The sequence below is a fragment of the Pseudomonas sp. 21LCFQ02 genome (assembly GCF_024129895.2).
Lineage (GTDB): Bacteria > Pseudomonadota > Gammaproteobacteria > Pseudomonadales > Pseudomonadaceae > Aquipseudomonas.
On the sequence record NZ_CM178749.1, the window covers coordinates 858036 to 873335 of the forward strand.

Genomic DNA, 15300 nt, shown 5'->3' on the forward strand with positions numbered 1-15300 from the left:
ATCCGGGCGTCATACCGCCGACATAATTTAGTAATACTGAATACTTAATGTTACGGCCACATTCGTGGGAGCCGTGATGATGAAATTATTAGAAGAAAACCAGTCTACCGACCTCGAAAAAATGGTCGGCCTCACCCGCCGCAGTTTTATCGGTGCAGGCACCCTGGCCGGTGCCGCGCTGTTTCTCGGCGGCGACCTGCTCAGCCGCAGCGCCCTGGCCATCGGGGTCAGCGAAGCCAACAGCAAACTGCTGGGGTTCGACAGCATCAAGGCCAGTGTCGATGACAGCATCAGCCTGCCGCCTGGCTACCGCTCGTCGGTGCTGATCAGTTGGGGCCAGCCGCTGCACAAGGACGGACCGGCCTTCGACCCCAGTGGCAAGGGCACAGCCGAAGCACAGGAGCTGCAGTTCGGCGACAACAACGACGGCATGAGCCTGTTCCCGATGCCTGGCCAGCCTGACCGCGCGCTGTTGGCGATCAACAACGAATACACCAACTACCGCTACCTCTTTGAGCACGGCAAGAACCCCGAGTCCGCCGAAGAAGTACGCAAGGCGCTGGCCAGCGAGGGCGTTTCGGTCATCGAGATCAAACGTAGCAATGGCCAGTGGCAGTTCGTTCAGGGCTCGTCGTATAACCGACGCATTCACGGCAACAGCCCGATCACCCTCAGTGGCCCGGCGGCCGGCCACGACTGGCTGAAAACCAGCGCCGACGCCAGCGGTCGCCACGTGCTGGGCACCTTCCAGAACTGCGCCAACGGCAAGACTCCGTGGGGCACCTACCTGACCTGCGAAGAGAACTTCACCGACTGCTTCGGCAGCAGCGATGCCCAGCAGAAGTTCGATGCCGGCCTCAAACGCTATGGTGTAGTGGCCACCAGCAAGGACATCAACTGGCATCAGCATGATCCGCGTTTCGACGTGGCCAAGAACCCCAACGAGGTCAATCGCCACGGCTGGGTGGTGGAAATCGACCCGTTCGATCCCAAGTCCACGCCGGTCAAACGCACAGCCCTGGGCCGCTTCAAGCACGAGAACGCCGCCCTGGCGCAGACCAAAGGCGGCCGCGCCGTGGTCTACATGGGCGACGACGAGCGTGGTGAGTTCATCTACAAATTCATCAGCCGCGACAAGATCAACCACGACGATCCGCAGGCCAACCGCACCCTGCTCGACCACGGCACCTTGTATGTCGCGCAGTTCGATGACGGCGACAACAACCCCGATCATCCCAAAGGCAAAGGCCGTTGGGTCGAACTGACGCATGGCAAGAACGGCCTGGACGCCGCCGCCGGTTTCAACAGCCAGGCCGAGGTACTGATCCATGCGCGGCTGGCCGCCAGTGTGGTCAAGGCCACCCGCATGGACCGCCCGGAGTGGATCGTGGTCAGCCCCAAGGACGGCCAGGTGTATTGCACCCTGACCAACAACGCCAAGCGCGGCGAGGACGGCCAGCCGGTCGGCGGGCCAAACCCGCGGGCCAAGAACCAGTACGGGCAGATCCTGCGCTGGCGCGAAAACGGCGATAACGCCTCGGCGATGGCGTTCGACTGGGACCTGTTTGTGGTGGCTGGCAACCCCACGGTCCATGCCGGCACGCCGCAAGGCGGATCGAGCAATGTCACGCCGCAGAACATGTTCAACAGCCCTGACGGGCTGAGCTTCGACGCGGCGGGCCGGCTGTGGATTCAGACCGACGGCGACAGCAGCAACAAAGGTGATTTTGCCGGCATGGGCAATAACCAGATGCTCTGCGCCGACCCGGCCAGCGGCGAGATCCGCCGCTTCATGGTCGGGCCGATCGGCTGTGAGGTGACCGGCATCAGCTTCACGCCGGACTACAAAACGATGTTCGTGGGCATCCAGCACCCTGGCGAAAATGGTGGCTCGACCTTCCCCGAGCACCTGCCGGGCGGCAAACCGCGTTCCTCGGTGATGGTCATCACCCGTGATGATGGCGGTGTAATCGGCGCCTGAGGCATCGCCCAACGTGTAGGAGCGGCTTCAGCCGCGAATAGCCCCACGCCAGGCGAAAGATGTATTGCCCGGGCGGCAGCTTTCGCGGCTAAAGCCGCTCCTACCGGGCCGTTGTCTGCGTTACCATCAGCGGTCTACGCAGCTGTTCGTTGCGCATAGGAGTCCGCATGTCCCATCCTTTCGCAGCACTCACCCCTGATCTGGTTCTCGACGCAGTCGAGAGCATCGGTTTTCTCAGCGACGCCCGGGTACTGGCCCTCAACAGTTACGAGAACCGCGTCTATCAGGTCGGTATCGAAGACCAGCAGCCGCTGATTGCCAAGTTCTACCGCCCAGGGCGCTGGAGCGACGAGGCGATTCTCGAAGAACACCGCTTCACTGCCGAACTCGAAGCCGTCGAGGTTCCGGTGGTCGCACCGTTGACGCATGACGGCCAGACCCTGTTCAAGCACGGCGACTTTCGCTTTACCCTGTTTCCACGCCGTGGCGGCCGCGCCCCGGAGCCGGGCAACCTTGATCACCTGTACCGGCTGGGGCAGTTGCTCGGCCGCTTGCATGCGGTAGGCACCGCGCGTGATTTCGAACACCGCGAAACCCTCGCTGTGCAGAACTTCGGCCGCGACTCGCTGGACTACCTGCTCAATAACAATTGCATCCCCCGCGACCTGCTGCCCGCTTACGAGTCCGTCGCCCGTGACCTGCTCAAGCGCATCGAAGACGCCTACGCCGCAACCCCCCACAGCAACATCCGCATGCACGGCGACTGCCACCCCGGCAACATGATGTGCCGCGACGAGATTTTTCATATCGTCGACCTGGATGACTGCCGCATGGGCCCGGCGGTGCAGGACATCTGGATGATGCTGGCCGGCGACCGCCAGGACTGCCTGGGGCAACTCTCGGAGCTGATCGACGGTTACGGCGAGTTCCACGACTTCGACCCGCGCCAGTTGGCCCTGATCGAGCCACTGCGCGCCCTACGCCTGATGCATTACAGCGCCTGGCTGGCGCGGCGCTGGGACGACCCGGCGTTTCCACGCAGCTTCCCCTGGTTCGGCAGCGAACGGTACTGGGGCGATCACATTCTGGCCCTGCGCGAACAGCTCTCGGCGTTGCGTGAAGAGCCGCTGAAGCTGTTTTGACGTCACTGTTTTATCGCCAGGCTCTCCCTCACAACAGCGCAGCACCAAGGACCATCATGCAAACTGCCAACCTGCGTCGCGGCTACATTCTGGGTCTGACGGCCTATACCATCTGGGGTCTGTTCCCGCTGTACTTCAAAATCGTCCAGTCGGTTCCGGCCCTGGAAATCATCATTCACCGGGCACTGTGGTCGGCACTGTTCGGCTCGCTGCTGTTGATGGTCTGGAAACACCCCGGCTGGTTCCGCGAGCTGCGCGACAACCCGCAACGCCTGGCAGTGCTGGCCTTCAGCGGCACATTGATCGCCAGCAACTGGCTGATCTACGTCTGGGCGGTGAACAACGGTCGTATGCTTGAAGCCAGCCTGGGCTACTACATAAACCCGCTGGTCAACGTGCTGCTGGGGCTGTTACTGCTCGGTGAGCGCCTGCGCCGCCTGCAATGGCTGGCCGTCGGCCTGGCCGCGACCGGTGTCGCGCAACAGGTCTGGCAGGTCGGCAGCCTGCCGTGGATCTCCCTGAGCCTGGCACTGACCTTCGGCTTTTACGGCCTGATCCGCAAGAAAGCCCCGGTCGCGGCGCTGCCCGGCCTGGTGGTGGAAACCTGGATGCTGGTACCGCTGGCCCTGGGCTGGCTGTTGCTGCACCCCGACGCCAGCAGCCTGCAACCGCCGATCATCGACAGTTCGATGATCTGGTGGCTGGCCGCCGCAGGTCCCGTGACACTGGTGCCGCTGGTATGCTTCAACGCCGCCGCGCGCCACCTGCCGTTTGCCACCCTGGGCTTTCTGCAATACATCGGCCCGACCCTGGTCATGCTGCTGGCGGTGCTGGTGTATGGCGAGCATCTGGCCACCAGCACATTGGTAACCTTCGCATTTATCTGGGCCGGGCTGGCGATCTACAGCGTCGATGCCTGGCTCAGCTTGCGCAAACGCCGCTGATCAAAAAACGCACAACTCTTTGCAGACCTTGAATCACAAGGCCTGCAAAGGGTTACCCCAACCTTATCCACAGCCTCGCTCAATGTAATTGTGCACAAGCCTTTGAAATTGCCGGTTTTTTAACCAAAGCTCGGCAAGCCTTGCCACACAAGGCCCGGCGCCGGGAACCCCCAGGTTATCCACAGGCACATGCAAGAAAAAGCTGAATAACCGCCTCACTCCTCCTCGCGCAACACCAGCTCCACCATCAGATCATCCGCCAGGGTCTCCAGCTTCGCCTGCAGTTCATCCAGGCTCAGGCTCAGCGGCACGCCCAATACCGCGTCGGCGCGGAACAGCCATTCGCCGCTCATCGGTGCGGTATGCACGTCAGTCACCAGTTTTTCGACGTTGACGCCTTGCCCGGCCAGCAGGCGGGTAATGTCGCGCACGATCCCCGGCCGGTCGTTGCCGACCAGCGACATCTGGATCGGTTTGCAGCTACCAGCCGGTTCCACAATGCTTTCTGCCAGCAGCACACGGATGTCGTAGGCGGCCAGTTGATGCAGGGCGGTGATCAGTTCGTCGTGCTGCTCAGGCGGCACACCGACTCGCAGAATGCCGGCAAACTGCCCGGCCAGCCGTGACATGCGGCTCTCCAGCCAGTTACCACCGTGCTCGGCGATGCAGTGGGCGATGCGTTCAACCTGCCCCGGTTGGTCAGGGGCAACCACGGTAATGACCAGATGATCCACAGGCGAGTCCTCATTCAGGCGATGGTCAAGCCAGTATAGGCAAGCCTTGCAGTTCGACCTTGGGGGGCGAGCATTCGTGACCAGAAAGAAAAATCCAGTCGCTTGGTGACGTATTTAGTCGCATGTTCACCCGGCGATTGATCATGTAGTATTCGCCAGCGCGCACTACATAAACCGTCCCCCATCATCAATGTGCTCGTCTAAAGGGGCGCAATACCGCTGAGCAAAGTGAGGCAAGTGCAATGACTGAATACGTTCAAGTCGGCGACCTGCAGGTCGCCAAGGTACTGTTCGACTTCGTGCAGAACGAAGCAGTCCCCGGAACCGGCGTCGATACTGCGGCGTTCTGGAGTGGGGCGGATGCACTGATTCACGAGCTGGCACCGAAAAACCGCGCACTGCTGGTCAAGCGCGACGAGCTGCAGGCCCGGATCGACGCCTGGCACCGGCAGCAGGCCGGCCAGGCGCACGACGCGGCCGCCTACAAGGCCTTTCTGAGCGATATCGGTTACCTGCTGCCGGAGCCGGCAACGGTGCAAATCAGCACCAGCAACGTCGACGAGGAAATCGCCAGCATGGCCGGCCCGCAACTGGTGGTGCCGGTGATGAACGCCCGCTTTGCGCTCAACGCCGCCAACGCCCGCTGGGGTTCGTTGTATGACGCGCTGTACGGCACCGACGCCATCAGCGAAGAAGGCGGCGCCGAACGCGGCAAGGGCTACAACAAGGTACGCGGCGACAAGGTCATCGCCTTTGCCCGCGCGCTGCTGGATCAGGCCACACCACTGGCCAATGGCTCCCATGTCGATTCCACCGCCTACGGCCTGATCGACGGCAAGCTGGTGGTGACGCTGCAAGACGGCAGCCAGACCTTGCTCAGCGAGCCCACCCAACTGATCGGTTTTCAGGGCGAGGCCAGCGCGCCGATTGCCATCCTGCTCAAGCACAACGGCCTGCACCTGGAACTGCAGATCGACGCCAGCAGCCCGATCGGCCAGACCGACGCCGCCGGGGTCAAAGACATCCTGATGGAAGCGGCGCTGACCACCATCATGGACTGCGAAGACTCCATCGCCGCCGTGGACGCCGACGACAAGACCCTGGTCTATCGCAACTGGCTGGGCCTGATGAAAGGCGACCTGGCCGAAACGGTCACCAAGGGCGGCGAAAGCTTCACCCGCACCATGAACCCCGACCGCGTCTACAGCACGCCGGACGGCGGCGAAATCACCCTGCATGGTCGTTCGTTGCTGTTCATCCGTAACGTCGGTCACCTGATGACCATCGATGCGATCCTCGACAAGCACGGCAACGAAGTGCCGGAAGGCATTCTCGACGGCCTGATCACCAGCCTGATCGCCATCCACAACCTCAAAGGCGACACCACACGGGCCAACAGCCGCAGCGGCTCGGTGTACATCGTCAAACCGAAGATGCACGGCCCCGAAGAGGCGGCGTTCACCAATGAGCTGTTCGGCCGCATCGAGCAGGTACTGGGCCTGGCACGCAACACCCTGAAAGTCGGGATCATGGATGAAGAACGACGCACCACGCTGAACCTCAAGGCCTGCATCCAGGCGGCCAGCGAGCGGGTGGTGTTCATCAACACCGGCTTCCTCGACCGCACCGGCGACGAAATCCACACCTCCATGGAAGCCGGCCCGATGGTGCGCAAGGCGCAGATGAAGGCCGAGAAATGGATCGGTGCCTATGAGAACGCCAACGTCGATATCGGCCTGCGCTGCGGCCTGCCAGGCCGGGCCCAGATCGGCAAGGGCATGTGGGCCATGCCTGATCTGATGGCGGCGATGCTCGAACAAAAGATTGCCCACCCGCTGGCCGGCGCCAACACTGCCTGGGTACCTTCACCGACCGCTGCGGTACTGCATGCCCTGCACTACCACAAGGTCGATGTGTTCGCCCGCCAGGGCGAGCTGGCCAAGCGCGAACAAGCTTCGGTCGATGACATCCTGAGCATTCCCCTGGCCAAAGACACCGGCTGGTCGGCCGATGAGCTGCGCAATGAACTGGACAACAACGCCCAGGGCATTCTCGGTTACGTGGTGCGCTGGATCGATCAGGGCGTGGGCTGCTCCAAGGTGCCGGATATCAACGACGTGGGCCTGATGGAAGACCGCGCCACCCTGCGTATTTCCAGCCAGCACATTGCCAACTGGCTGCACCACGGTGTGGTCAGCCGCGAGCAGGTGCTGGAAAGCCTTGAGCGCATGGCCGTTGTCGTGGACCGGCAGAACGCCAATGACCCGCTGTACCGCCCGCTGGCGCCAGACTTCGCCAGCAACATTGCGTTCCAGGCGGCGCTGGAGCTGGTTCTTGAAGGCACCAAACAGCCTAACGGCTACACCGAGCCGGTGCTGCATCGTCGGCGCCGGGAGTTCAAGGCCAGCCAGAAGTAACCGCTGGTCTCTGTAGGAGCGACCTTGGTCTGGACGGCATTGCGACAAAGAGGCCGGGATAGCCACAGCAGATGCTGCGGCGTTACTGGCCTCTTCACGAGCAAGCTCGTTCCCACGGTATTTCAAGTCACAACCAAAGAGGGAGCGGCCAAGGTCGCTCCTGCTGGTCAAGCGATCCCCAACTCCCGCTTCACCACCTTCACCAACTGCTTGGTATTGAGCGGTTTCAACAGGAAATCGACCACGCTCAGGTGCATGGCGTCGATGGCGTCGCGCACGCTGGCATCGCCCGAGACGATGATGATCGGCAGTTCGGCACGTGCCGAGTCGCGCACTTTGCGGATCAGCTCCAGGCCGTCGCAAGGCGCCATGCGCAGGTCGGTGATCAACAGGCCGATCGATTCGCGGCTCTGCAATAGTTGCAAAGCGCTGCTGCTGCCCGCCGCCGTCAGGCAACTGATGTCATTGAGGTTAAGAATCTCAGCCAGAACTTCGCGCGCATCGGTGTCGTCATCGACGATCAGGACGCGTTGCGGCACATCACACTGAGGCGCAGACATCACTTCGTTGAGTGCGTCGCGCTCTTCGTCGCTGAGAATATCGTGATCGGACATGGAAATCTCATCATTGCCTGGGCTTATCCTGCCAGCCGTTCATAACGATCCTGTGACGCCTTGCAGGCGCCGGGGTCTGGTCCTTAAGACTTACGTCCAATGGGCACTGGACGCCAAGCGACCGACCATGGTCATGAATAACAAAAAAAGCGGTGCACGTCATGAGTAAAGCAGATGCCTTCACCGAAGCAGGAAAAACCGCCGTGTTGCAGAACATTCACGGCACCATGCAGTTCCTGCAGCGGTTCCCGCCGTTCAACCAGATGGAAAGCGCGCACCTGGCGTATCTGGTCGAACAGTGCCAGTTGCGTTTTTATGGCGCTGGAGAAAGCATCATCAAGCCTGCCGACGGCCCGGTTGAGCACTTTTATATCGTCAAGCAAGGCCAGGTGGTCGGTGAGCGCCCACATTCGGCCCGGCGCGGAACCGAGACCACCTTCGAGATCACCAGCGGCGAGTGCTTCCCGCTCGCTGCGCTGTTGGGCGAACGCGCCACCCGTACCGAACACCTGGCCGCCGAAGACACCTTTTGTCTGCAACTGAACAAGCAGGCGTTCATCAAGCTGTTCTCATTGTCGACCTGCTTTCGCGACTTCGCCTTGCGCGGCGTCAGCAGTCTGCTCGATCAGGTCAATCAGCAGGTCCAGCAACGCGCCGCAGAAACCCTCGGCACTCAATACTCGCTCAATACCCGGCTGGGCGAACTGGCCATGCGTCACCCGGTCATGTGTGCCCCGGACATGCCCATGCGCGAAGCGGTGAAGCTGATGCATGACCAACAGGTCGGCAGCATCGTGATCGTCGATGAACGGCAGGCACCGCTGGGCATCTTCACCCTGCGTGATCTACGTGAAGCGGTGGCTGACGTAAATGCCGACTTCAGCGAAGGCATCAGCCAGTTCATGAGCCCCTCGCCGTTTTACCTGAGCCCGGATGCCAGCGCCTTCGATGCGGCCATTGCCATGACCGGCCGGCATATTGCCCATGTCTGTCTGGTGCGCGACGGGCGACTGTGCGGGGTGGTTTCAGAGCGCGACCTGTTCTCGCTGCAACGCGTCGATCTGGTCCATCTGGCGCGCACCATCCGTAACGCGCCACGTATCGAAGCGCTGGTGCATCTGCGTGGCGATATCGTGCAACTGGTCGAGCGGATGCTGGCCCACGGGGCTTCATCCACGCAGATTACCCAGATCATTACCCTGCTCAACGATCACACCGTGTGTCGGGTCATCGAACTGACCTTGGAAGAAAAAGGCGACCCCGGCATACCGTTCAGCTGGTTGTGCTTCGGCAGTGAGGGCCGTCGCGAGCAGACCCTGCACACCGATCAGGACAACGGCATTCTGTTTGAAGCCAGCGATGCCAAACAGGCGGCTGAAATCCGTGCCCTGCTGCTGCCGATCGCTGAACGTATCAACCAGAGCCTGGCCCTGTGCGGTTTCAGCCTCTGTAAAGGCAACATCATGGCCGGCAACCCCGACCTGTGCCTGTCACGCAGCGAATGGGCGCGGCGCTTCTCGGCGTTCATCCGCGAAGCCACCCCGGAAAACCTGCTGGCGTCGAGTATCTACTTCGACCTGCGGGTGGTGTGGGGCGAAGAAAGCGGCGGCGAGTACCTGCGCCGCAGCATTCTCGATCAGGTCGCCGATAACCGCCTGTTCCAGCGCATGCTGGCCGAAAACGCCCTGCGCCATCGTCCGCCGGTCGGGCGCTTCAAGGACTTCGTGCTGGCCCGCAAGGGCAGCGACAAAGACACCCTGGACCTCAAGACCGAAGGCCTGACACCGTTCGTCGACGGCGCCCGCCTGCTGGCGCTGGTCAACAATATTGAAGCCATCAATACCCTGGAGCGCCTGCGTCAACTGGTCGAGCGTGAGGTCATCGACCCGCTCGATGGCGCTGCCTACGAAGAGGCCTACCACTTCATCCAGCAGACCCGCATGCAACAGCATCAGTTGCAGAGCCGGCAGAATCTGCCGTACTCCAACCGCATCGACCCCGACACCCTCAACCATCTGGACCGGCGCATCCTGCGTGAGTCCTTCCGTCAGGCTCAACGCCTGCAATCGAGCCTGAGCCTGCGCTATCAACTATGAACCTGTTCCAATGGCTACGCCCCGTCGTCAAGAAAACACCTCTGGATGAACACCAGAAACAGCGCCTGGCCGCACTGCCGGGCGGTGCAGTGCTCGATGAGCGGCCGCTGCGCCAGCAGCGCTGGGTGGTGCTGGACCTGGAAACCAGCGGGCTGAACATGAACCGCGATCAGGTGCTGTCAATCGGGGCGGTGGTCATCGAGGACGGCGCCATCGACCTGGGCCAGCTATTCGAATGCACGATCCAACGCGTGGATCACAAGCTCAGCCCCGCCGTGCTGATCCACGGTCTGGCGCCCAGCGCGATTGCCGCTGGCAGCGAACCGGTCGCAGCGCTGCTGGATTTCATGGAGTTTGTTGGCGACAGCCCGGTGTTGGCGTTCCACGCGCCATTCGACCAGCACATGCTGGCCCGGGCCCTGAAGGAAAGCCTCGACTACCGCCTGCAGCATACCTTTCTCGACGTTGCCGAGATTGCCCCGATGCTCTGCGAACAGGCCAACCTGCGCAAGGCCGGCCTGGACGACTGGACCCGCCACTTCGGCCTGCATGCCGAAGAGCGTCACCATGCCAGCGCCGATGCCCTGGTCACCGCAGAACTGGCGCTGATCCTGTTCAGCCACGCCCGCCGCCAGGGCATCGACAGCCCGGCCCGCCTGGAGCAAAGCCTGAGCCAGTGGCGCAGGCGCATACAAACGCATTCCTTTTAGGGGCTGTTGCCGTTTCATCACAACCGCTGAAACGGCAACAACCCCTAGCCAACAATTGCAGAGCCTCCCGCTGCTGACTAGTCTATGACTCTGTCGCCATCGAGGATCATTCATGTCAGCACCTACCATGACCCTGTACACCAACCCGGCATCGCCGTTTGCCCGCAAGGTGGTCATCCTGCTTCATGAAACCGGTCAGCTCGACAAGGTTCAATTGCAGTCTACGGTCCTGACTCCGGTAAGCCCCTCTGCCGAGCTTAACCATGACAACCCGGCGGGCAAGATCCCGGCGCTGCGTCTGGCCGACGGCAATGTGATCCACGACAGCCGGGTGATCCTCGACTACCTGGACCACCAGCACACCGGCACGCCATTGATTGCCCGTGACGGCCCGGCGCGCTGGCGACGCCTGACCCTGGCCTCGCTGGCCGATGCGCTGCTTGATGCGGCTCTGCTGATCCGCTACGAAACCGCGCTGCGCCCCAAGGAGCTGCACTGGCCGGTATGGCTGGACAACCAGCAGAGCAAGATCGAACGCACCCTGACCTACTTCGAACAGGAGGCGCTGACCGAACTGGGCGCCACTTTCGACATTGCCTCGATCAGTGTCGCGGCGGCACTGGGTTACCTGGATTTCCGCCAGCCCGATCTGAACTGGCGTAACAGCTACCCGCGCCTGGCCAACTGGTATTTTGACGTCAGCCAGCGGCCTTCGATGCAGGCCACCCAGCCTTCGGCCTGAGCACCTGCCCGGCTGCCCGCGGCGCTGCGGGCAGCAAACCGATCAGCCCGTCCAGCAGCCGCCTGGCCTGGCGTCGCTCCTGACGCAACAGCGACTCTTCGTTCATGGCGCTGGCTCCGCAGCCGGTTTGTGGCTGATGCCCGGCGCAATGCCGTACCAGTCGAGCTTGCGGGTCAGGACCATGAACACGCCCAACAGGCCGAACAGCAACAACGAGCCCATCAACAATGCGTAGTCCTCAGCACTGAGCAAGCCGTACAGCAGGCCATACAGCGCCGCCAGCCCCAGCGCAAATCCCACGCCCTGGCGCACACCACGCAGCACATGGCTGACATAGAAGCCGATCAACAGCACGCAACCAGCCGCTGACAACAGGTAAGCCGTGGCAAAGCCCAGATGCTCGGACAGCGACAGCAACATCAGGTAGAACAGTGCCAGCGCCGCGCCCACCAGAGCGTACTGCACCGGGTGCACGGCCATGCTCTTGAGTACCTCAAAGAGAAAGAAGCCGGCAAAGGTCAGGGCGATGAACAGCAAGGCATATTTGATCGCTCGGTCACTCTTCAGGTATTGATCCACCGGATCGATGAAGCTCACACCGAAACTGCGGCCGTGCAAATCTGCGCACTGATCGCTGCGCAGGCATTTGTCGAAGGCCTCTTCAAGGTTGGTGGAGAAGAACGAGGTCTGCCATTGCGCGCTGAACCCTGCTGCGCTGACTTCCCGCTGGGTCGGCAGGTAGTTGCCGATAAAGCTTGGATGCGGCCAGTCAGCGACCAGTTTTACCGTGCTGGACTTGCCCACCGGGGTGACGTTCAGCTGCCCGGTGCCTTGCAGGTTCAGGTCAAAGGCAAAGCTCAGGCGGGTCGGCTGCTTGCCGTCAATGGCCGGCAGAGTGGCACTGACCCCCTCACCGAGACGACTCAGCCGCGTGCCCGGCTCGAACTCCAGCGTCTGACCGTTCATCTGCAGGGTCAGGGCATTTTCGATGCCGCGGATATCACTCAGGCCCACCGCCAGATAAGGCCGCTCGAAGCTGTACTCCTCGAAGCTGTCATCCAGGCCAAGCTTTTCCGGCAACGCGAAATGCCCGCTGATCTGGCTTTGCGCATGGTACAGGCGCGCCTCGTAGATGCCGCGTGAACGCAGCTCGGTGCGCACCTTGCCGTCCACCTCGAAACGCTCGGGCAGAAAGTGCAGGTAACCGCGTTCAATCTCGGTTTCCTGGTAGCGCTCATCGCTTTGCGCCTTGACCTTCCAGACCTGCACGCTGCGCCTGTAAGGAATCACGACCACCGGGCCGGTGATCTGCTGGCTGTAACTGGAACTGCGCGCAATGTCATCAAGCACCGTATCGCGCTGCGCCTGCCGCTCGCTGATCAGCCCGCCGATCATCATCAATGGAATCAACAACAGCATGATAAGCAAAGCGATCATGCCCAACTTCATGGCCAGACTTCGATTCATGCTTGTATTCATGGGGACTCTCCCTGTTTGCTATGGGAGACAGTCTGCGCGGGCTATGTGGGGTGATGATGGGGGCTGTGTGGAGATTGTGTGGGAATACGTATGGCATGTCGGACCGGTATCGTCTGCGTAGGAGCTGCTTCAGCAGCGAACAGCATCATTCGCGGATAAATCCGCTCCTACGCCAGCCACAGGCTCACCAACACCCCACCCTCCACATTCTCGATCCGCAGTTCGCCGCCATGCAGCTGCACCACCTCGGCGACGAAGTTCAGCCCCAGCCCGGTGCTTTTACGCCCGGTATGCGGACGCGGCAGGGAGTAGAAGCGCTCGCACAAACGCGGCAAGGCATAGTCGGGAATCGGTTCGGCGGTGTTGAACAGCAAGAGGTAAATACGCCCGTCCCGGGGTTCGGCCGCCAGGCGCAGTAACCCGCCGGTCGGGGTGAAGTCCAGCGCGTTGTCCAGCAGGTTGGCCAGCGCCTGGCTGAGCAGAAAGCGTTCACCGTGCAGGCACAGCGAGGTGTTGATCTGCCGCTCGACCTTCAGATCCAGGCGCTCGACGGCCAGGCTGCGGGCCAGCAGCAGTTCATCGAGCAGTTCGGCCAGCGGCAAGGCCACTCGCTCTTCAAGCTCCTGGCGCTGCTCGACCATCGCCAGGTTCAGCAGGCGTTCGATCAACTGCTGCATGCGCTGGCTTTCATCTTCGATATTGCCGGCAAAGCGCTGGCGCTGGGCCGTCGGCATATCGTCGTGCAATAGTTCAGCGGCGCCGCGGATCGCCGCCAACGGGCTTTTCAGTTCGTGGGTCAGGGTGTGCACGTAACGCTCGACATAGGCTTTACCTTCGAGCTGGATACGCATGCGCTCCACCGCTGTGGATAACTGCTCCATCTCGCCGCCCCGGTAATGCGGCAGCTCAGCGCGCCGCCCTTCGCTGACCGCCTGGGCATAACGGGTCAGGCGCCGCAGCGCAGAGCTGAGCCACCAGGAAAACAACGCCCCCAGCAGCAGGCCCAGCACCATCAACCCGCCGCCATACCACAGCAAACGTCGCTCGGCCCGCTCAATGTAGGGCTGCAACGAGCTATTGGGCTTGGCCACAGTCACCACACCAATAATCTGTCCTTGGTCACGAATCGGCGCACCGACATGCATCACCGACGAGTTGGGGTCTTCAGGGTCGCTGCGAGTCGAGCGTGCACCGTATTGGCCGCGCAGGGTCAGATACACGTCGTTCCAGCGCGAATAGTCCTGGCCGACCGCCTCGCCACTGGAGTCCAGCAACACGACGCCCTTGGCATCGGTCACGTAGATACGGTTGCTGACCTGATTCTTCGGCAGTTCCCAGATGGTTGCCTGCGGCTGACGCACGCCGTAATCCTGCAGCACTTCGTTGAAGCGGCTCTGCCCGAGCGTGCCATCACGCACGTCAGCGCGGAAGATTTCCGCCAGCAGGTTGGCGGTGTCTACCAGGGTTTCCTCGGTTGACTGACGCACGCCGGGGCGAACTTCCTTCATCACCGTGCTGAGCACGAAATAGCCGGTCAGGGCGATGAATACCGCGTAGACCAGAAATATCCGGATGCTCAGCGACATTTAGCTGTTGCCCGGGCTGAAGCTGTAACCGATACCGCGATGGGTCTGGATCGGCTCGGCATCGGCGGCGACCGCCCGCAGCTTGGCGCGCAGGCTCTTGATGTGGCTGTCGATGTTGCGCTCGTAGCCGGCATCGGCGACCACCCCCAGGGCATCGAGCAACTGCTCGCGGCTGAATACCCGCTCGGGCTGTTCCAGCAGGCATTGCAACAGGCGAAACTCATGACGGGTCAGGCTCAGCGGCTGCTGGCGATAGCTGATCTGGAAGCGTTCCAGATCGACCTGAAACAGACCGTTGCCGCTCGCCGGCACGGCCACCGGCAGTTCACGGGGCAGCATGCGCTTGAGAATCGCCTTGACCCGCGCCGCCACCTCACGGGGGCTGAACGGCTTGACCACATAATCGTCAGCGCCAATCTCCAGGCCCACCACCCGGTCGATCTCGGCATTGCGCGCAGTGAGGAACATCACCGGCACATCGCTGAAGCGGCGCAATTGTTTGCAGGTTTCAAAACCGCTGATATCCGGCAGGCCGACATCAAGAATGATCAGGTCGGCCGGGGTCTGGCGCTGATGCTCCACTGCGGCCTGGCCGAGGCTCAGCCAGGTGCTGGTGAAGCCCTCGCCTTGCAGGGCATAGATCAGGGTGTCGGCAATCGCGACTTCGTCTTCGACAATCAGGATATGCGGCATGATTTCGGGCATTGAACGGGACCGACAGAAGGTGCGCGATCCCACCCTGTTCGTCAATCAGGTGCCTTTAAAACGTAGGCGAGGCAGTCAGCGCAAGGCAAAAACAAGCGAGGAAGCGGAGTGTACTGGAGTACATGAGCATTCCGAGCGTGTTTTTAACGC

General features: G+C 61.8%; 12 protein-coding genes. 7 read left to right on the forward strand and 5 right to left on the reverse strand.

Features of this window, described 5'->3' with window-relative positions:
* The first annotated feature begins 79 nt into the window (after window positions 1–79).
* The 3 genes from NJC40_RS04050 (at window position 80) to rarD (ending at window position 4067) form a co-directional block, all read left to right on the forward strand.
* Window positions 80–1981 (forward strand): PhoX family protein, encoded by a 1902-nt coding sequence (locus NJC40_RS04050; RefSeq protein WP_253142408.1) that lies wholly within the window; start codon window positions 80–82, stop codon window positions 1979–1981.
* Between the two features lie 167 nt (window positions 1982–2148).
* Window positions 2149–3123 (forward strand): serine/threonine protein kinase, encoded by a 975-nt coding sequence (locus tag NJC40_RS04055; RefSeq protein ID WP_253142378.1) that lies wholly within the window; start codon window positions 2149–2151, stop codon window positions 3121–3123.
* Between the two features lie 56 nt (window positions 3124–3179).
* Window positions 3180–4067 (forward strand): EamA family transporter RarD, encoded by an 888-nt coding sequence (gene rarD, locus NJC40_RS04060; RefSeq protein ID WP_045484427.1) that lies wholly within the window; start codon window positions 3180–3182, stop codon window positions 4065–4067.
* A 215-nt stretch (window positions 4068–4282) separates the two neighbouring features.
* Here rarD and NJC40_RS04065 read toward each other — a convergent pair whose 3' ends face one another.
* The gene (locus tag NJC40_RS04065) at window positions 4283–4801 is read right to left on the reverse strand and encodes a glycine cleavage system transcriptional repressor (protein WP_045484436.1); all 519 of its coding nucleotides are present in this window, start codon (window positions 4799–4801) and stop codon (window positions 4283–4285) included.
* Window positions 4802–5043: 242 nt separating this feature from the next.
* Between NJC40_RS04065 and NJC40_RS04070 the strand changes: the two genes are divergently transcribed.
* Entirely contained in the window at window positions 5044–7218 is a 2175-nt protein-coding gene (locus NJC40_RS04070) for a malate synthase G (RefSeq protein WP_253142377.1), read from the forward strand.
* Window positions 7219–7385: 167 nt separating this feature from the next.
* Here NJC40_RS04070 and NJC40_RS04075 read toward each other — a convergent pair whose 3' ends face one another.
* Complete coding sequence (locus NJC40_RS04075; protein ID WP_045484440.1) at window positions 7386–7832, reverse strand: response regulator; 447 nt, start codon at window positions 7830–7832, stop codon at window positions 7386–7388.
* 161 nt (window positions 7833–7993) lie between these two features.
* Here NJC40_RS04075 and NJC40_RS04080 point away from each other — a divergent pair, with 161 nt between their 5' ends.
* From NJC40_RS04080 to NJC40_RS04090, 3 genes are all read left to right on the forward strand, one after another.
* Complete coding sequence (locus tag NJC40_RS04080; protein ID WP_045484442.1) at window positions 7994–9928, forward strand: putative nucleotidyltransferase substrate binding domain-containing protein; 1935 nt, start codon at window positions 7994–7996, stop codon at window positions 9926–9928.
* On the forward strand, window positions 9925–10638 hold the full coding sequence (locus NJC40_RS04085) for a 3'-5' exonuclease (RefSeq protein ID WP_253142376.1): 714 nt from the start codon (window positions 9925–9927) through the stop codon (window positions 10636–10638). The genes NJC40_RS04080 and NJC40_RS04085 overlap by 4 nt, the downstream gene beginning before the upstream one ends.
* 112 nt (window positions 10639–10750) lie before the next feature.
* Window positions 10751–11380 carry a glutathione S-transferase family protein gene (locus NJC40_RS04090; protein WP_253116993.1) on the forward strand — a complete coding sequence of 210 codons (630 nt, stop codon included), beginning with the start codon at window positions 10751–10753 and terminating at the stop codon, window positions 11378–11380.
* Window positions 11381–11482: 102 nt separating this feature from the next.
* Here the strand turns inward: NJC40_RS04090 and creD are convergent, their stop codons facing one another.
* The 3 genes from creD to creB all read right to left on the reverse strand — a co-directional run bounded on the left by creD (window position 11483) and on the right by creB (window position 15138).
* On the reverse strand, window positions 11483–12847 hold the full coding sequence (gene creD, locus NJC40_RS04095) for a cell envelope integrity protein CreD (protein ID WP_045484448.1): 1365 nt from the start codon (window positions 12845–12847) through the stop codon (window positions 11483–11485).
* Window positions 12848–13026: 179 nt separating this feature from the next.
* A complete protein-coding gene (gene creC, locus NJC40_RS04100) occupies window positions 13027–14445 on the reverse strand; it encodes a two-component system sensor histidine kinase CreC (protein WP_253142375.1) in 1419 nt (472 codons plus the stop codon).
* On the reverse strand, window positions 14446–15138 hold the full coding sequence (gene creB / locus NJC40_RS04105) for a two-component system response regulator CreB (RefSeq protein ID WP_253117000.1): 693 nt from the start codon (window positions 15136–15138) through the stop codon (window positions 14446–14448).
* Window positions 15139–15300: the final 162 nt, after the last annotated feature.